Origin of the sequence: uncultured Thalassolituus sp., assembly GCF_950066645.1 — a bacterium.
GTDB lineage: Bacteria > Pseudomonadota > Gammaproteobacteria > Pseudomonadales > Oceanobacteraceae > Thalassolituus.
The window spans coordinates 76,001-95,025 of sequence record NZ_CATMFB010000006.1; the positions used below are offsets into that span (position 1 = coordinate 76,001).

Genomic DNA, 19,025 nt, shown 5'->3' on the forward strand with positions numbered 1-19,025 from the left:
GGTCAGCCACCCGCCTTTTTCACGGTAAAGCCACGCTTGGTCAGTTCACTTACCAGAAGATCCCGCTGATCCCCCTGAATCTCGATGACACCGTCTTTCAGCGCACCGCCGACACCGCATTTTTTCTTCAGGTCTTTCGCCAGGGTTTTCAGTTCGGCCCCCACCAGAGGCACACCAGTTACCAGGGTCATGACTTTGCCCCCCCGGCCTTTGGTTTCCCGTGCGACCCGGACAATGCCATCGCCCGCAGGCGCAGCGTCATCACTGCAGCGGCAATCATCGACGGGCTGCTGGCACCCCGGGCAGGCGCGACCAAATTCAGTTGAATAAACAAGACCGCCGGAGGAAGATTTTTTAGCCATATCGAAGAACGCCTGAACCACTGGATATGGCGGGAAAAGTAACCGATACCGCCAGAGGGTTCAACGGCTCAGAAAAGAACGTTATCGCGCTGGAATTTAAGGATAACGATGGTGCCCTTGCCTTTCTCGCTGGCAATCTTGAGTTCACCCCCGTGATTCAGCATCAGGTTATAGGCCACCGTGAGGCCCAGACCCGTGCCGGCCCCCACTTCTTTGCGGGTAAAGAATGGATTGATCGCGTTCGGGACATCGGCCGCGTCCATGCCTACCCCGTTGTCTTTGATCACCACACAGACGTCGTCATCAGAAATCTCCGCGGCAATTTCTACAGTTCCGCCCTCGGGCATGGCTTCGCGCGCATTCTGCAGAATCTTATCAAACACCAGTTTGACCTGAGACCGGACACATTCCACGACAGGCACATCCTGCATCACATTCACAACATGGATGTTGCCGGTCACGTCCATGCCAGCATCGGCGACCGTTTCATTCATGACGTCTATCAGATCGACCGGCTCTTTCTCCAGTGCCTCAACGTCTGCGAAGGTACGAAGCTCGTTGACGATATTCTTTACACGATCAAGGCTATGGCGGGATGTTTTGACCAGCTCGGGGGCGTCCTCGCGAACAAAATCGTAATCAATAGACGCCCGCAGACTTTCCAACGCCTGACGTACTGTCATATCGGCAATTTCTTTCTCTGCCAGCTGATACTCTTCTGCCAGTTCAATCAGCTCGGTCAGGTATTCACTGAGGGTGGCAATATTGCTGTAAACCACAGCCACGGGGTTATTGATCTCGTGGGCCATGCCCGCCGCCAGATGCCCGAGCGAGGCCATCCTCTGTGCCTGCAGCAACATCCCCTGCATTTTCTGCAACTGATCAAGACTGGCCTGAAGGTTATGGTTACTGTCGTGCAGTTCCTGGGTACGCGCTTTTACTTTTTCTTCCAACTGCTCGTTCAGCTGACGCACACGGGTTTCTGCCATCTTGCGTCGCTCCATTTCGGAGGTAACGGCCGACAGCAGATCATTCAGCTTACTGGCCAGATCGTCTAACTCAGTACGTTGCAGGGGAGCTTCCACTTCGAGAGGCTCGCGTCCGGGCGCCATGAGATCAATGTCCAGCAGCTTGTTAGTCAGGCGCTTCACTGGCCCGGTCAGTTTGGTCCGGAAGATAATGATCAGAACAATGGCCAGCGCCACATTACGGGCAATATCAACCAGAACGATGGTGACGGCACGACGCTCGTAGCCTGCGGCCATCTGATTCTGATCCGCATAGAGGGTCATATGTCCGATGACCGCGGGGGATTTGCTGTATTGCGCCGGTTCTCGCAGCTCTACCGAGAACTCCGTGAATCCGGGCATCACCTTTCCTTCTGGCGACGTGACCTGAACCCCGACCTCAATCGCAAAACCCGACGAGTTTTCACGGATCACACCACCGACAATTCCCGGCCGCTCGATCAGACTCTGCAGTTCCGTGCGCAGGGATTCATTATCGTAATTATAGAGAGCAAGAGCGGTCGTAGGACGGTGACCCTCCATCATAGTCCGGGTATCAGTCGCAAAGTTACTGATCTCGGCGCGGTAATCCGTCACCATCTGTACTGCACTGAAAATCATCCCGGTGAGCACACTCCAGAGGATGACCTGCAGGGTCAGTTTTTTATCAATCGATGTCGATTGCTTCGGCACGGAAGCGACTCCACCAGCCCGTTTATACCCTCAGTATAGACGCCCCTACGGGATGGCAACCGCCGACCGGTCGACAACTTTGCGCATAACAAAGGAGGAATGCACGCCACTCACGCCATCAATGCGCGTTAATGTGCCCAACAGAAACTGCTGATACGCTTCCATATCTTCGACCAGTACCTTCAGAACGTAGTCGGCGGATTGCCCGGTGATCAGATAACACTCCAGCACTTCAGGGCAGGCACTGACCTCGCTTTCAAAGCGGTTGAAGCGCTCGGGAGTGTGCCGGTCCATGCTGATATTGATCAGCGCCAGCAGATCCAGCCCCAGACGACGCGCGTCGACATGTGCCCGGTAGCCCTGAATGATGCCGCCCTCTTCCAGGGCCTTTACCCGCCGTGAGCAGGGCGAGGGAGATAAGCCCACCCGGTCCGCCAGTTCAAGATTGCTCAGGCTGCTGTCTTCCTGGAGATACTGCAGGATGCGCCGGTCAGTCCGGTCGAGTACAACGGGGGGAAGTTTGCTGGCCAAAATCACTCCAGAAGCATAATTATTCAAACTTAATGAAAAATATAGTTATTTATTGCTAAAAACAAGCAATATCGCGCACACTTTGCAATCTTTCTCGCGGAAAGCGCGCCTATAATGATCACATACTGTTGAGGCAGCCGGAGACTCTCACCCGAGCCCGGCGGCAGAAGGCTCACGAGGCTGACTGAGGCAATGCTCACAAGGCAACACCAACCCGCCCTGCAGTACCGAATCCCGTATCCCAGAGGCATAAGCAATGAGTACCCCGACCAACCCACGTTTCAACCACCAGAAGTACCGCCCGTTCCCGCAGGTTAACCTGCCTGACCGACTGTGGCCGTCTCAGGTACTGACCCAGGCCCCGCAGTGGTGTTCTGTGGATCTGCGTGATGGTAATCAGGCACTTATTGATCCTATGACCGTTGAACAGAAGAAACAGATGTGGGCTCTGCTCGTGCGGATGGGCTTTAAAGAGATTGAAGTGGGCTTCCCTTCAGCATCTCAGCCAGATTTTGATTTTGTCCGCTGGTTGATTGAAGCCCGTCAGATTCCCGATGATGTCACCATCCAGGTGCTTGTTCAGGCTCGTGACGAACTGATCGAGCGGACGTACGAGGCCTTGCGTGGCGCGCGCCGTGCAGTGGTACACGTCTACAACTCAACGTCTCCGGTACAGCGTCAGAAAGTCTTTGGTCTCGATAAGCAGGGCATCATCGACATCGCCCGCAAAGGCGCGGCAAAAGTGCGTGACGAAGCAGCAAAACACCCTGGCACCGAGTGGGTCTTTCAGTATTCGCCAGAAAGCTTTTCCAGCACCGAAGTCGAGTTCGCCACCGAAGTCTGTAATGCCGTCATTGATGTCTGGCAGCCTACGCCAGAGAACAAAGCCATTATCAACCTGCCAGCCACGGTAGAGTCGGCGATGCCAAACGTTTTTGCCGATCAGATCGAATGGTTCTGCCGCCACGTTAATCAGCGCGACTGCATCACGGTCAGTATCCACACTCATAACGACCGTGGCTGTGGTGTTGCCGCTGCCGAACTGGCATTGCTTGCCGGCGCGGACCGGATTGAAGGTACCTTGCTGGGCAACGGTGAACGCACCGGAAATATGGATATCGTCACGATGGCGATGAACTTCTACAGCCAGGGCATTGATCCGGAACTCGATATCAGCATCGCAGACGACATTATTGCGACGGTCGAAGCCTGTACCAACATCAAAACCCACCCGCGTCACCCCTGGGTTGGAGAACTGGTCTATACCGCGTTTTCAGGCAGTCATCAGGATGCTATCCGCAAGTGTCTGGTGCAGCAGTCTGACGATGAACCCTGGGATGTGGCGTACCTGCCGATTGATCCGCAGGACATAGGCCGCAATTATCAGTCAGTAATCCGCGTCAACAGCCAGAGTGGTAAGGGTGGCGCCAGCTACATTGTTGAGCAGGAACTCGGTGTCACCCTGCCGCGCTGGATGCAGATTGAGCTTGCTCAGCATGTACAGCAGGCGGCAGAGCGCAGCGAAGGCGAACTGAGCATTGAGGCCATCGTGAATATCTTCCGTCAGGCGTTTATTCCGAAAGGCGGACACTATGAGCTTGCCAGCTACCAGACGGCGCATGAACAGCAACACCATGAAATTCATGCCAGTCTGCATGACGGTAGCCAGCTGCTGACCTTACATGGACAAGGTATGGGCAGTATCAGTGCCTTCACCGATGCCCTGCACAAGACGACCGGACTGGATATCCAGGTGGTTCAGTTTGAAGAGCAGGCGCTGTCTGAGGGCAGCAACGCACAGGCGATGGCCTTTGTTCAGATCAGCATCCGTGGTCAGCGTTTCACCGCGGCTGCGAGTGACAACGATACGCTGGCTGCCAGCCTGCAGGCGATTGTGAATGCCATGAACATTGCTATCAGTGCAGGCGTTCAGGCTGCGTGATCATCCGGGTCAGGGGCATCTCTGACCAGCAATACCCGGGCTGGAATGCCGGCCCGGTCAAACGCCTGCAACCACGCCTTCTGGTTCTTCTGCAGCGTGTCTCCCGGCCCTTTCACTTCAATCAGCTCGTAACTGCCGTCTTCACAGAAACGGATCAGATCCGGCAGGCCGGCGCGATGATGTCGCAGATCCCGGAGCATAAACTCAAAACACTTCTGCCAGTGCTCCACTGGAATACTACGAACCGCCAGAGTCAGTAACTCTTTGCTCAGGAATCCCCAATGCACGAAGGGATTGGCAAGCCCGTGATATCGCTCAAACGCCCCCAGAGCGGCGTTAAGCAGTGTGTCGGGATCAGCAAGCGACTGCCAGCAACGTGTCATCAGTGACTGCCGTTTCTCACTGAAGTCCTGGTCGTAAAGATCGGCGGGGCGTATCTGAAAAGGATGGAAAAACGCGCCTTCGAGCGGTGCAAACACGGCGTCCCAGAAAATCAGCCCGAACATCCCTGGGATCAGCAGGTTCTCGCAATAGAACAGGTTGTCTCCGGGATACTCCCGGGCCAGCGCTTCTGCCGTTGCGCGCTCGACACCCAACTCTGTCCGGCTGATGTCTGCCGGGAGCACCAGCAGATCACTTTGTGGTTGATGACGCGACTGATTAAGCAACTCGCATAAGGTGACAGCATCTTTGAGCTTGCGCGGGACGAAGGACATCAGAAACTGCAGTTCCTCCTCACACCAGGGCGCCGCAGCCATCTCTGAGGCGTAGGTTTCTGCCTGATCGGTCTGCCCGACCTGTACCAATAGCCGTAATGTACGCTCCCGCGCCGGATGGTGAGTTGATTTGGCATAGATCGCCAGTGCCTCAGTCGAGGCACTCAGGCGTTCCAGTTGCCGCCCGGTCTGATTCAGAAGACGATCACTGCGACGCCGCAGAATTCTGTCGTCACCAGCCTCCGGCAGGCTTGCTGCCAGACTGACCAGATCATTGACAGACGCTTGCCTGAACCAGAGTTCATCCGGCCACAAGGCAAACAACTGCGCATGTCGCTCAAGTTGCGCACGCGTCTGACACCAGCGGGTGGAGGTCGAGATCTCGTACTCAACGTAGCGATAAATCCCGAGATCACGCAGCACGAAGTCAGTGAGATTCTGATGAAGATTTCCGAAAAACAGCAGCCTCAGGGTATCGAGTTCCTGCTCGCCATAAACACAAACGATCGGATCATCGGTCAGTGTTGTCAGCACCAGGTTGCCCTCTGCCACCTCATCGCAGACCAGTGTCACCAGCTGCTCTTTCGGACAACCGCTGAGACTGCCGCGACCGAGCACTGCCACCAGCTCCGGGCGGGTAAACAGCGACACCCATTCATGACAGGTAGTGCGGGCAAGCTCCGACGTTGGGAACACCAGCTGGACAAACCGCTGGCTTGCCAGTTCACGCAACGCTGCCGGAATATCATCAATTTCGCGGTATTCGAGCCGCTCACTGCGGAACCAGTCACCCCGACGCCCAAGCAAGCGGACATAAAGGCACTGGGCAGCGGTGCTCAGCTGAAAGAAATCCCGACAGAAGCTCCGTTCATCGTCGGAGAGGAGATCGTCATACAGATCCCTCACCTGCGACAGCAGATGACAGAAATTATCGAGATAATAGGTGGCAGGTAATTCTGGAGTAACGTCAGCCATGATTCCGGAAATCAATGATTTCCGGAATCATAAATCGCTCAGGCCCCAAGCCCAAGCTCAGCTGCAGAAATTACTCTGTAAGGACAGGTCAGGAGTGTTTCTTCTTCTGATCCTGATCGTGGTGATGAACCGGCGTCGTCCCGCCGTAGGTAATCATCTCACCGATGATCCAGCCACCGACGAACCCTGTAATCGCAGCTTCAAATGACACTCCTGCGATACTGCCGATGATGACGCCAAACACGGCGCCGATGATGCCACCAAAAAACAACGCTTTGCGGCGGTAAAGTGACTTACTTTTATTGCTCATGTTGCATATCCTCCAGACGTTCAGGTATTGAACCAGGCCATGCTGCAGGCGGTTGTAGCAGCCTTTCCTGTGGCTTCCGATCATCATGATCGTGCTGCGAACCGTCTTGTTATTAAGCTATAACAGACTTCGCGAAGCGGTCAATGTGACTCTCCGGTTGTCCCGGAGTTCCATGACACAGGTTAGTAAAAACGGGACATTTTGCTGGAGAAAAATGAAACGTTTCAGTGCAAAGCCAGCTCACTTTTCAACGGTTGCACCAATGCTGCGCAGTCAGTGCGGTCAAAACCGCCTCAAACTGTCTTTCTGAACGCTTTGGCAACTTTGCATAGTCATTACAGAGGAAATAAAAAAAGCGCCCGAAGGCGCTTTCTTTGAATAGCAATCCAGCGACACTTAGTGCTGATGACCGCCTTCGCCGTGCACGTGGCCGTGCGCGACTTCTTCTTCGCTGGCTTCACGAACACTTTCAACTTTTACTTCGAACTTGAGTGACTTGCCAGCCAGCGGGTGGTTAGCGTCAACCGTTACTGTGGTCTCATCTACTTCGGTCACGATCAGGTTGATCGGGCCGTGTTCAGTCTGAGCAGTAAATGCCATGCCAGGCTCAACTTTTTCAACGCCCTGGAATGCTTCAACAGGAACCTGCTGGATGCGCTCATCGCTGTACTCGCCATAGGCATTTTCAGGGGCCACAGTGACTTCAAACTCGTCACCTGGCTGCTTGCCTTCCAGTGCCTGCTCCAGACCCGGAATAATGTTCTGGGCACCGTGCAGGTAAGTCATAGGTGCGCCGCCTTCAGACGAATCAATCACTTCGCCGCTGGCTACTTCAGTGACTTTATAGTGAATGGTTACGACTTTGTGCTGTGCAATGGTCATAGTATGTCCTGTTTTGTTCAGTGAAGCCCCACGGGCTGGAGAATGCGAAACGCAAAGGCGACGTGAGGAAGGGAGGACTTCCGGGACAGCGGCCGGTCTCTACGGTGTGGCGCCAGTATAACAAGCCTGCCACTGAGTAACAGCCCGTCAGAGAAAACGGATCAGAGGCTCAACCACAGAACGTGACAGAGTCCGCACCCTGCTCTCGCCATCAAACCGGACCTTGATATAGCTATCATCGAGACTGATCAGAGTCCCTTCACCAAAGGTCTCGTGCTGTAGTCGCCGGACCTGATCAAACTTACGCTCCACCACGCCTCCCGTTCGCGACACGGTTGCCGGAGGCGCAGCCGGGGTTGCCATGGTCAGCTTTAAGGAAGCAGCCCCGAGATGCTCAAGATAGGCAGGCAGCCAGTCTGCCACCGGCCCATCGGTCACCCGCAGAGCAACCGATCCGGCTTCTGACTCTACAGCGGTCATCAGGTCCTGTGTGCGGGTAAAGGCCATTTCGCGTTCAAACATACTGGCCTTGTCGCGGTCCTGAGGATTCGTCGCTTTGCCGGAGGGGGCCATCAGATGCAACTGACTCCTCGCCCGGGTCATACTGACGTACAGCAGGCGGCGTTCACTTTCGACGCTGGCGGGCGTCATAAACTCGCCTTCAGGCGCATAAGGGAAAAAGTGGGCGTTCAACCCGGGAACAATCACGACATCCCACTCACGGCCCTTACTTTTGTGCGCAGAGGTCAGAACCACGCCCTGCTGCGGCTTGCGCCGCTGCTCTTTCAGGCGACCCAGGAGGTCTTTCCAGTGGGCCAGCATGTCTTCGCAGTTCAGGTCAGTATCACGGACAAACCAGAGAAAGGCCTTGATCGTCTGCAAACGATCTTCGGTCTGCTGAGCCGAGAAAGCAGCGTCTTCGATGCCTTTCTCCAACTCCGTCAGATCCATGTAATCTTTCAGCAGTCGCCAGGCCTTCATATCTGCCGTTTCGGCACTCGCAATTAACTGCGCCCTGACCTCCAGCTGTTGTTTCTGCCACTGGCTGATGCCTTCAGGAATTGCCGCCAGCAAAGCCTCTCCAAAATGATCTGTTGCTACCGCCACGCGCCGTGCGGTGGCCTCCAGGTCCGCCCGGCGGATCTTAGGAAAAGGCGTCGTAAGGATATGCAGCCAGCTTTCTTCGCGGGCGCTCTGGCTGCGTCTGGCAAAACTGCCGGACGCGATTTCGAGCAGCAGCCAGAATATTCTTAACTCCCAGCGTTCCAGCACTGACTGGCTGTGATCCAGCTGGTACGGTACCCCGGCTTTCAGCAGCGCCAGCTCAACAGGAGCACACAGCGCCCAGACCCGGTGTATCACAGCTATTTCTGACGCCTCGCGCTGTGCGAGTTCATCTTCGATGATTTTCAGCGTCAGAGCGGCCTCATTTGCCGCCGGATGAAGGGCAATCCGGGTTCTGGGCGTGGAACTGTGTGAGAGGCCGGTGACGGGTTCGCGTTCGCGATTGTGATGAATCAGATGGTTAGCAAGCAGACTTAACCTGTGCCCGTAGCGGAAGGTATGCGGTAACTGGTAGGTCGAGACCTGGCCGAACTCCTGCTCAAAACGCTGCACAATAAATTCGGGGCGTGATCCGCGGAATTCATAAATGGTCTGATCCGGATCACCGATGACCATCACCGAACCACGGCCGCCGTGCAGCGTACTGAGCAGGCTCTGCTGAACTTCGTTGATGTCCTGATACTCATCCACCAGTATCCACTGCATGTGGCCGGAGAATCTGTCCGCGACCTCGGGGTGCGAGCGGAAACACATCACAGGGTCGTAAATCATGTCAGAGTAACTGATGCGACGCTGCTGGCGGCGCCAGTCTTCAAAACGATAAAACAGCTCTACGAAGATTTTGCACGCCGCCGGGTAGTCCTGCTGTTCATATACATCGGCGGCCGGACTCAGCCCCGCTTTCACCAGATCAATAAAAGCGACTGCTGGCTCAACCCACTTCCGGCGCTGAGAGAGAATATCCTGACGGGTATCGTCATCAGCGATCTCCTGCAGCAGACGCCAGACAACGCCTTCAATCTCGCCGTCAGAGAGAATCTTACTTTCATAAGCCGGCAATGCACCCTGCTGTATCAGCGACTGGTAAATGCGCAAACCGAGGGAGTGGAAGGTACGAACGTCAGGTAACGCCGCCCCCTGAATCAGACCGGACAAGCGCACGCGGAAATCTTCCTGCGCGGCCTTGTTGTACATCAGTACCAGCATTCTGCGCGCTGGCACACCGTCAGCCAGTCGTGCCTGAATAAAGTGCGTCAGTGTTGAGGTCTTTCCTGCTCCGGCCACCGCAATCACCCGCGCATGCCCGTTGCGGTGTGCGACGACTGCCTGCTGTTCGTGGGTTAACCGGGTAATAGCCAAAGGAAAGTGACTCCTGAAATTGAACCGGCATGGTACGGAGCACTTACGTGAGATGCAATTGCATCAGAGGGTGGCAGACGCAGAATAAAACCCGCCCCGGGACAGAGTCACCGGGGCGGGGGCTAGCGGGAAAGGCTGGTCAGCGGATACTGACCGGAATCAGGAAGCGGCTTTCGGAATTGCCGCACCCGAGGTGTCTGCCGGAGCATCATCCAGCTCATGGACAGCCGCTTCGAGCATGGCGAATTCCTCGTCAGCGGTTTTAGCCACCAGATGCTTGCGGCTGTAGCCGAAGAAGTAGGCCGCACCGATCACAAACAGCACGACGGTGTAGAAGAAGGCACGAGGATCAAACGCATATACACCGGTCAGCGCGACAAGCGACAACACCAGAGCAATCGCTGACGTGACGACGCCACCCGGAGTTTTATAAGGGCGTTCCATCTCTGGCTGACGGATGCGCAGCAGGATGTGACTCAACGCCATCAGTGCATAAGACACGGTGGCACCAACAACGGCCATGGCCAGCATCAGGTCGCCTTCGCCACTCAGAGAAGCCAGGAACCCGAGAACACCAGGAACGATCAGTGCACGCGAAGGTACTTTGCGCTCACTGGTCACAGACAGCGCCTGCGGCAGGTAACCCGCACGGGACAGTGCGAAAACCAGACGGCTGTAGCCGTAGATGATGGAGAAGAAAGACGCAATCAGGCCTGCAAGACCAAGAACGTTAACCGCAGTCGCCAGATTTTCATTACCGGTGACCTTCAGGGCGTCGACTAATGGTACTGCACTGCCACCCATGGCTTCTGCGCCTGCAGCGCCAGCCAGCAGCACGACCACAAGCAGAGCGGTGAACAGCAGGAAGACCATGGCACCAATAATACCTTTAGGAACATCTTTCGCTGGGTTTTTCGCTTCTTCCGCCGCCAGAGGAACACCCTCAACCGCGAGGAACAACCACATCGCAAACGGCAGAGCAGCCCACACACCGTACCAGCCAAATGGCAGTACTTCAGAGGCACCCGCTGCCGCTGTCGGCGCGATATCAAACAGACGGCTGGCATCAAAATCACCGATCAGAGCAACCGCCGTTGCCAGAATAGCGAAGACAGCCAAAGCACTGATCACCATCATGACTTTTAATGCCTCACCGACACCAGCCAGGTGAATACCAATAAACACCAGATAGAACCCGGCGTATACCAAGGGGCCATTTAACCCGGTCAGTTCTTCGAAGGCCGAACCGATAAATATCACAATGGCCGCCGGTGCGAGTGCATATTCAATTAACACCGCAAGCCCGGTTAAATAACCGCCCGCCGGGCCCATCGCCTGACGCGCAAACGAGTAACCGCCCCCCGCGGCAGGAATGGCAGCAGACATTTCTGCTAACGACAGCACCAGCGTTAAATACATAATGGCCATCAGAACGGCCGCAATCGCGAAGCCACCCCAGCCGGCTTCTGCTAGACCGAAGTTCCAACCGGCAAAATCACCGGAAATAACGTACGAAACCCCCAGACCCGCAAGCAGAATCCAACCTGCGGTTCCTCTTTTCAGCTGGCGCTTAGCCAGATACTCCTGATTAATATTGGTGTTTGACATATGAGTCTCTCCCCTGTGAGAACTTAGATATAAATCAGGAAATAAGAAAATTCTTATTTCCGGAAACGGTTTCAACGACATCGTCCTGCGTGCGGTCTTTCAGGTTCACACCGGACAGACGCAGGCGTCGTGATTCATTCAGCAGATAGGCCGCTCGACGCGCAGCCTCCACATATGAAAGGCCCGCCGGGCGGATATTTGAAATGCAGTTACGCGCTGCGTCAGTCAGGCCAACATGCGGTTGATAGGTCAGGTACAGTCCCAGGCTGTCTGGAGAACTCAGCCCCGGACGCTCTCCAATGAGAACCATCACACAGCGGGCATTAAGCAGCTCACCAACTTCGTCGCCAACGGCGACCCGTCCCTGTTCAACAACACAGAGCGGCGCCAGAGAAAAATCGTTAAGTTGTGGTAACAGTGTTTCGAGAAATGGCACGACATTCTGCTGCACTGCTAACGACGACAGGCCGTCGACGACGGCAATACTGAGGTCATACTCGCCTGCCACCTCTCCTTTAGTGGCGAGATCATGCTGCAGAATTTCCCGGGAATGAGAGTGCAACCGACGTCCGAGATCAGGACGCTGAAGATACGTCATCCGGTCGTCGGCACGACTTTGCAACCGGTGGATATCCGTTACCGGAATGCCGGCAGAGGATTCAATCGCAGAGACAAGCCCCTCAAAATCCAACGGAAAATGCACTGCATCACGCGCACGGGCGTGCGATAACTGAAACTCGAGTAATTCGTTGGTTGGCAGACTGACTCCCGCCCGCCCCAGACCAATGCGCGCATCGGTAAACTCACGCAGACGACGCCATGGGTTTTCGACCACTGGATTATCTGCAAAGCCGGTAGATTTATTTTTCATCATCAGACCCTCAGTGCTGACCAGAGGCCGGAGGCAGTGAATTCAGTGAACGTGCAAATGCGTCGGGCAGTGCGTCATTCAATACAAAGGCATCTCCCATAATCTGCATTTTGGCCAACCAATGGGCGAATTCAGGCGCGGGCTGACTGCCTAGCACCCGTCGGGCGTACAGCGCATCGTGGAAAGACGTGGTCTGATAATTCAGCATAATGTCGTCAGAGCCAGGAATACCCATGACAAAGGAACAGCCAGCCACACCCAGCAAGGTCAGCAGGTTATCCATATCGTTCTGATCGGCCTCCGCGTGGTTGGTGTAACAGACGTCACAGCCCATTGGCAGGCCGAGTAATTTTGCGCAGAAATGATCTTCGAGACCGGCGCGGATAATTTCTTTACCGTCGAATAAATATTCCGGGCCGATAAAACCGACGACCGTATTCACCAGCAGCGGACTAAATTTTCGCGCGACGGCATAAGCGCGGACTTCACACGTCTGCTGATCCAGCCCATGATGCGCATTGGCCGAGAGCGCACTGCCCTGCCCGGTTTCGAAATACATGACGTTATTACCCACCGTGCCGCGTTTTAAACTGAGTGCCGCGTCCTGTGCCTCGGCGAGCGTCGCAATGTTGAAACCGAATGAAGAGTTAGTCGCCTCAGTACCGCCTATCGACTGGAATACCAGATCAACCGGCGCACCGGCTTCGATGCATTCGATGGTATTGGTCACATGGGTAAGTACGCACGACTGAGTAGGAATTTCGTACTTACTGATGACTTCATCCATCAGTTTCATCAGTTTAATCGCCTGAGCGACATTATCCGTCGCGGGGTTAATACCAATGACGGCATCACCGTTACCGTACAACAGACCATCGAGAATACTGGCGGCAATACCGTTCACATCATCAGTGGGATGATTCGGCTGCAGACGAGTGGATAAATGCCCCGGCAGACCGATGGTATTGCGGAAGGCGGTTTTTATATGGCACTTTTTTGCAACCAGTATCAGATCCTGATTGCGCATAATCTTCGATACCGCTGCGGCCATCTCGGGTGTAATACCCGCTCGCACACCTTCTAATACCTCAGGTGTGGCCATGTCGCTTAACAGCCAGTTGCGGAAATCACCCACGGTCAGATGCGAGATTGCAGAAAATGCCTGTGCGTCATGGTCATCCATGATCAGGCGGGTCACTTCGTCTTCTTCGTACGGCACCAGAGCTTCATTAAGAAACTGTTTGAGAGGCACCTCTGCGAGCGTCATCTGTGCAATCACCCGCTCTTCGGCTGAGCGTGCAATCACGCCTGCAAGGCGGTCACCGCTGCGGGCCGGTGTCGCTCTCGCCATGACTTCGGCCAGGTCGTTGAAATGCCAGGTGCGTGTTCCTGCGGTGTAGCTGTATTTCATAGTTTTCCTTCGCGCTGTATCGCTCACTGTCGTCAGGAGGAACAGAAGTTGCTCTTATCTCTATGAGTCAGAGCGAGGGACATTCCATACGGCTATCAAATTTTGGCAAACTTTTCGGAGAGGCCATGAAAGCTGATGTCACGGGCCTCTGAGCTGGTTAGGATAGCCGCATCTATTGAATGAAGACCGACCGGAAGGGTTTGGGAGAGCGGAACAATGCACCAATACCAGACAAGCAGCGCACCATCAGCGAGCACAACAGAAGCTCACGACGCCGACCTGCACGCGCACAACCTTACTGACTGGCAACAGGAGTATGACCAACTGTCCGGTGGTCATTTCTACGGACGTATTGATGAAATAGCGCTCGACGGACTGCAGATCTTCCGGGAGCACACCAGCCAGGCGCTGCGCCAACAGTGCAATGTATGGCCGGATGCCATCTGGCTAGGTATTGCTGCGCAGCCTGCCGATTGCCGGATAAATGGTCTCGATGTTGGCGGACAACAGATTATGTGCCGTCCGGGTGCCTGCGATTTTGAACTCGTGACACCCGACAACTTTGATATATACGGCCTTGTGATCCGTACGGATGCATTATTGAGCGCGGCGGAAAACGAAGAGCTGGATCTGCGTGGTCTCAGCCTCCACGAGCACCCACGCTTAAACATTCCGGAAGAGACGATGGCACAGGTGCGACGTCTTCTCGCCAATCTGGTCAACCCCGATACGCCTGGGCTGCACCAGCGACTGCAGCGCCATCTGATTCTGTCCACACTGCTGGATCTGCTTAAGCAGGAAACTCCCGCGCGCAGACCCGCCACGAGCTATGCACACCGAAAAGCGGTGGTTGATAAGGTTAAGGCATGGATGGAAATTAATCAGGATGCTCCGGTAAGCATGACGGAACTGTGTGAACTCACACACGTCAGCCGCCGCACACTGCAGTACAGCTTCGAAAGCATTCTGGGTATCAGCCCATTAAAGTTTCTGCGTACGGCCAGGCTGAATCAGGTACGCAGAGCATTAAGTCACCCAGAAAACCATGGCCGCCCGGTCTCTTCCATCGCTGCCGACTGGGGCTTCTGGCATCCGGGACAGTTTGGGCAGGACTATAAAAAGCTGTTTGGCGAAATGCCGTCGGAGACGGTGTCTCGTGGGGAATTGATTTTTTAATCGTCAGACAATGTCCGTTGGGGAACACTTCCTGAGTTATTGAAACCAGCATGCGTTCGGCGCTGGTCAATGATGGGGGCGTTGGCCGACAGAGCAAAACCGAGCCCCGCGACTATATCGAGTTTCACTTCCACGTTAATCCGGGGCGATTTGTTTTGCGTGCCATAAGAACCCAGAAATTGAGCGGAAGAAGCCGTATGCGCTGGTTGAGATAATTCCGGCAGTGTTCCCTTACCTATCACGCACAAAAAAGCCCCGTTTCCGGGGCTTTCGATCTAAGCAATGTTCCTGTTTTAAGCTTACGCCTGCTGAGCTGATACCTGGCCATGCTCTGTCAGCGCTTTAATGCCACTGATACGGTTCGCTTCGGCGGCCAGTACTTTTTCTTCGTCGCTGGCGTATTTCTCATCCCACTCCAGCACTTTTGGCGTCATCAGGTGGTGCCACAGCGGTGGGATCAGGGCGACGACGATGGTAGTCAGGTAGCCATTGATCATGGTCGGTGCTTCTGGGTATGGGCGCAGGTCCTGGTATGGCACTTCACCGTGTGCGTGGTGGTGAGAGTGACGGGTCAGGTTGAACATGGTCCATGACGAGAAGCGCTTGTTGGTGTTCCATGAGTGACGTGGCTGCACCGGCAGTTCTGGGTTACGCACCATGCCGTAGTGTTCCATGTAGTTCACGATTTCCAGCAGGGCTTTACCGAACAGGCCGGCACCAATAAACAGCAGCATAGTTTCCACGCCACCCGCCAGGAATGCCAGTGCAACGATGATTGCACTCATGCCGTAGCCACGCAGTACCGAGTTACGGATCGACAGTGGGCTGTGACCCATTTTACGCAGGCGCTCTGCTTCGAGTTTCAGTGCGCTGATGTTGCCCTTAATAGTCGATGCCAGTACATGGAAATAGACGTTGCGGCCACGCGGTGCAGTCGCAGGATCTTTCGTCGTACTCACATAACGGTGATGACCGTAAACGTGCTCAACAGCAAAGGCAACGTCGAAGCTGAATGCCAGCAACCAACGACCCACGAACATAGAAATCGGGTCCCAGGTACGGTGTGTCAGTTCGTGTGCCGTAATGGTACCGACCATGCCAATCATCAGACCGGTAATAATCAGAGCACACAGATCAGATACCCAGGAGCCTTCGGCTTTTGCCGCCAGCACATCGTAGCCAGTCAGGCTGGTGAGCATTTCACCCAGACCAAACAGATCGCCAGCACTTACCTGCCAGAAATAAGCAAATACGATTAACGACAGCAGCGGTAATGCCAGCCAGAGCTGTACTGTGAGAATGCCTGGGTGCTTAAACGCTGGTGTTGAAGTGTCATCCCCCAGCACGGCGTCCAACACAATATAACCACCGAAAATGGCGATCAGACCATAAATGATCCAGTCGCTGCCCAGGAACATCGCCGCTGCAGCGAGCAGGCCGATGGCGTGAAAAAGAAAGTATTTGAGATAGTGGAACATAGGACTCTCCTTCCGTTATGTTCTTTTTTTAAAAGCTATTTTTAAGGTTTATTTTGTGTGCGAACGATCGGTAAACCGGTCGCAGTAGATTCCGTTATTGCTCATGCCCAGTTCTTTCAGGCAGCTTTCTGCAGCGTCCAGCATGGGCGGCGGGCCGCACATGTAGGTCTGCGAAATATCTGTTAATTCAGGGATTACGTCCGTAACTAGACCGCGACGACCATCCCAGCTGCTGCTTTCTGGTTCTTCGGACAGCACGGGAATAAAACGGAAGCGGCCGGACCAGTTGCGGGAAATCCGGGAAATATCTTCCAGCGCACACAGGTCTTTTTCAGTGCGGGCACCAAACAGGAAGGTCACATCGCGGTCGATCTTGTGGTTCATGGCGTCTTCGAGGATCGCCAGTACCGGTGCGATACCGCTACCACCAGCGATCATCAGCATTTCGCCGCCCCGCTTTTCACCCGCGTCCTGTCGTAAATAGAAATCGCCGTAGGGGCCATCGACAGTGACTTTATCGCCAACGACTGCATGATGATTCGCCCAGCCAGACATTTCGCCACCCGGTACTTCACGAATAAAGAAACGTACGTAATTCCCTTGAGGCGGCGTTGCAAATGAATAGCTGCGAGGGCCGGACGCGATACCCGGTGTTGAGAACAGAGCGTACTGGCCCGGGATATACGCCATCTCTTCTTCCAGAGTGACGGTCACGCTGACGATGTCTGAGGTGAGTTTTTCAATGGCGGTGATTTCACCTTCGTGCGCTTTCGCAACTGAGCTGCCATCAGACAGGCCATCAACATATACCGTCACGTCAGATTTCAGCTGGGACTGGCAGCCGAGAATGTATTTCTGTTCGATATCTTCAGAGCTGAGAATAAAGGCCGCTGAGGTTAATTCTTTGACCTGGCCGTCCTGCAGTCTGCATTTACAGGTTGCGCATCCACCCACTTTGCAGCTGTAAGGAAAGCGAACGCCCTGACGCAGCGCGGCAGTTAAGATCGTTTCTTTCGGGTTAACGGTGAACTCACCGACACCTTCAATGGTTAACGTGTGTGGTTTTGCAGATTTAAACAGCCCGAACATGTCTCGCCCTGATCATTGTTAGATTGTCGGACAATCCTACAATACAAAAAATGATTGGGAAGGTGATATCAGGCCAGAAAACCGGGCAGCAATAGAGCAAACGACTTCAGTTTCAGATCAGGATATGCGCAGACAACGCAAAGAAAACCTGAGAAATTCAGGCTTTAAGGGAAAGTGCGTGCGGGTGAATGCATGCCAGCCCCTCAGGATGAAGGGCTGGAGAACGGCTGTAAAACTGCCATTGCCTTGATATGAGTCAAGCCCGGGCGGGCTCATGACATCCCGTTTGGAAAATCGTCCAACCCAGCCAGCAGTGTGGCCCGCGCTGGTGCCAGCGCCTCGGTGTATGTCTTAAGTTGCGTGACTGCGTATGCCGCACGACGCTGCAGATACTCTTCAGATTCGCCCGCCGTCCCATTCCAGAGATCACCGGCATTACGCAGAATCAGATGCTCCGGTAGCCACAACAGACGTGAATTCTTATAGCCACTGCTACGCAGTTCGGCAATCACAAATGCGCCACCGACTGAGGCTGAGACTCCCACTAATAACGCCGGTTTATGCGCAAAATGCGGGTGATTGCACCAGAGAAAGAGATTTTTAAGACCTGCGGGCGCCATCCCGTGCCACTCAGGTACCACAAACACCAGCCCATCCGCGGCACTGATTCGGGCCTGAACATCAAGCACACTGTCGTTGGCCTGGCGCTCGCCATTCCAGAAAGGAAGATCAGCGGCAAACAGGTCGATAACATCGGCCTCGCCCTCAAAAAAACGTTGGTTTATTTCACCGGACAAACGCAGGCTTTCTGCGCCAGGTCGGTGGCTGGTGCTGATAATCGCGTACTGCGGCATCGACATGTCCCCCGTTTTAAGCTGAGTAAGAAGGACGGCGCTTCATCGCCGCGTACCAACGCTGAATATTCGGATATTCATCACCGATCCTGACTTTCACTATCCGGATAAAGTCGATGGCGCACACGGCGGTAATATCGGCAATGGAAAAACGACCGCCTGCGATCCACTCGTTGTTGGTCAACTGGGTTTCGAGCACAGGTAAGGCTTTCAGGAAGTTGCGCACGCTTTCCTGGCCGAAGTCTTCGACGGGCGTCATGCGGTCTTTAAAGAAGCCCGTGATGTGTTGAAAAGCAAACAGGGCTGGGTATAACAGCATGGATTCCATTCTGTGATCCCACATGTCGATAATTGCGCGCTCTTTTGCGGTAGTGCCATACAGTTCCGGCTCTGGGTAAGCTTCATCAATAAAGCGACAGATGGCAGGCGTTTCTGACAGGCAAAGTCCATCCGGCAATTCCAGCACAGGGACTTTGGAATATGGATTAACGGCCGCGAATTCTGGCTTCAGGTTGTCCCCGGCGCCGAGATCCAGTGATTCCTTTTCGTACTCAAGGCCTTTCTCGGCCAGAACCATGCGTACGCGACGTGGATTAGGTGCATGAGGATTGTCGTACAGTTTCATAGCGGCGTCTCTTGTCCTGTTGGGTGCAAGAAAGCTAGCGGCCCTGAAGAGGCGGGTCAAGTACAGAGAAG

At 54.6% G+C, this 19,025-nt stretch carries 16 protein-coding genes; 2 read left to right on the top strand and 14 right to left on the bottom strand.

Translation table 11 applies throughout. The features are described from left to right. Positions 1–2: 2 nt before the first annotated feature. The 3 genes from Q1L85_RS07035 to Q1L85_RS07045 form a co-directional block, all read right to left on the bottom strand. On the bottom strand, positions 3–362 hold the full coding sequence (locus tag Q1L85_RS07035) for a translation initiation factor Sui1 (protein WP_300424496.1): 360 nt from the start codon (positions 360–362) through the stop codon (positions 3–5). Positions 363–430: 68 nt separating this feature from the next. Beyond that, entirely contained in the window at positions 431–2,062 is a 1,632-nt protein-coding gene (locus Q1L85_RS07040; RefSeq protein WP_300424498.1) for a sensor histidine kinase, read from the bottom strand. Between the two features lie 45 nt (positions 2,063–2,107). Next, positions 2,108–2,593, bottom strand: coding sequence for an Lrp/AsnC family transcriptional regulator (locus Q1L85_RS07045; protein ID WP_300424499.1), 486 nt, complete (start codon positions 2,591–2,593; stop codon positions 2,108–2,110). A 256-nt stretch (positions 2,594–2,849) separates the two neighbouring features. On the opposite strand from Q1L85_RS07045, the gene leuA reads away from it, so the two are divergent. Beyond that, positions 2,850–4,535, top strand: coding sequence for a 2-isopropylmalate synthase (gene leuA, locus Q1L85_RS07050; protein WP_300424501.1), 1,686 nt, complete (start codon positions 2,850–2,852; stop codon positions 4,533–4,535). On the opposite strand, the gene Q1L85_RS07055 is transcribed toward leuA, so the two are convergent. The 7 genes from Q1L85_RS07055 to Q1L85_RS07085 all read right to left on the bottom strand — a co-directional run bounded on the left by Q1L85_RS07055 (position 4,523) and on the right by Q1L85_RS07085 (position 13,732). Continuing rightward, a complete protein-coding gene (locus Q1L85_RS07055; RefSeq protein ID WP_300424503.1) occupies positions 4,523–6,226 on the bottom strand; it encodes a VRR-NUC domain-containing protein in 1,704 nt (567 codons plus the stop codon). The genes leuA and Q1L85_RS07055 overlap by 13 nt on opposite strands. 88 nt (positions 6,227–6,314) lie before the next feature. After that, positions 6,315–6,536 (bottom strand): rhomboid family intramembrane serine protease, encoded by a 222-nt coding sequence (locus tag Q1L85_RS07060; protein ID WP_300424504.1) that lies wholly within the window; start codon positions 6,534–6,536, stop codon positions 6,315–6,317. A 396-nt stretch (positions 6,537–6,932) separates the two neighbouring features. Continuing rightward, positions 6,933–7,418 carry a peptidylprolyl isomerase gene (locus tag Q1L85_RS07065; RefSeq protein WP_300424505.1) on the bottom strand — a complete coding sequence of 162 codons (486 nt, stop codon included), beginning with the start codon at positions 7,416–7,418 and terminating at the stop codon, positions 6,933–6,935. A gap of 147 nt (positions 7,419–7,565) precedes the next feature. Then, complete coding sequence (locus Q1L85_RS07070; RefSeq protein WP_300432708.1) at positions 7,566–9,842, bottom strand: ATP-dependent helicase; 2,277 nt, start codon at positions 9,840–9,842, stop codon at positions 7,566–7,568. Between the two features lie 159 nt (positions 9,843–10,001). Then, a complete protein-coding gene (gene eat / locus Q1L85_RS07075; RefSeq protein WP_300424509.1) occupies positions 10,002–11,450 on the bottom strand; it encodes an ethanolamine permease in 1,449 nt (482 codons plus the stop codon). A gap of 34 nt (positions 11,451–11,484) precedes the next feature. Continuing rightward, positions 11,485–12,324 (bottom strand): ethanolamine ammonia-lyase subunit EutC, encoded by an 840-nt coding sequence (gene eutC / locus Q1L85_RS07080; protein WP_300424510.1) that lies wholly within the window; start codon positions 12,322–12,324, stop codon positions 11,485–11,487. Positions 12,325–12,331: 7 nt separating this feature from the next. After that, entirely contained in the window at positions 12,332–13,732 is a 1,401-nt protein-coding gene (locus Q1L85_RS07085; protein WP_300424512.1) for an ethanolamine ammonia-lyase subunit EutB, read from the bottom strand. Positions 13,733–13,948: 216 nt separating this feature from the next. On the opposite strand from Q1L85_RS07085, the gene Q1L85_RS07090 reads away from it, so the two are divergent. Beyond that, complete coding sequence (locus Q1L85_RS07090) at positions 13,949–14,908, top strand: helix-turn-helix domain-containing protein (RefSeq protein ID WP_300432711.1); 960 nt, start codon at positions 13,949–13,951, stop codon at positions 14,906–14,908. A 299-nt stretch (positions 14,909–15,207) separates the two neighbouring features. Here Q1L85_RS07090 and Q1L85_RS07095 read toward each other — a convergent pair whose 3' ends face one another. The 4 genes from Q1L85_RS07095 to Q1L85_RS07110 all read right to left on the bottom strand — a co-directional run bounded on the left by Q1L85_RS07095 (position 15,208) and on the right by Q1L85_RS07110 (position 18,954). Continuing rightward, positions 15,208–16,386 (bottom strand): alkane 1-monooxygenase, encoded by a 1,179-nt coding sequence (locus Q1L85_RS07095; protein WP_300424516.1) that lies wholly within the window; start codon positions 16,384–16,386, stop codon positions 15,208–15,210. Between the two features lie 48 nt (positions 16,387–16,434). Continuing rightward, the gene (locus tag Q1L85_RS07100; protein WP_300424518.1) at positions 16,435–17,475 is read right to left on the bottom strand and encodes a 2Fe-2S iron-sulfur cluster binding domain-containing protein; all 1,041 of its coding nucleotides are present in this window, start codon (positions 17,473–17,475) and stop codon (positions 16,435–16,437) included. Positions 17,476–17,747: 272 nt separating this feature from the next. Next, positions 17,748–18,335 (bottom strand): NAD(P)H-dependent oxidoreductase, encoded by a 588-nt coding sequence (locus Q1L85_RS07105; protein WP_300424519.1) that lies wholly within the window; start codon positions 18,333–18,335, stop codon positions 17,748–17,750. A gap of 10 nt (positions 18,336–18,345) precedes the next feature. Continuing rightward, positions 18,346–18,954, bottom strand: coding sequence for a glutathione S-transferase family protein (locus Q1L85_RS07110; RefSeq protein ID WP_300424521.1), 609 nt, complete (start codon positions 18,952–18,954; stop codon positions 18,346–18,348). Positions 18,955–19,025: the final 71 nt, after the last annotated feature.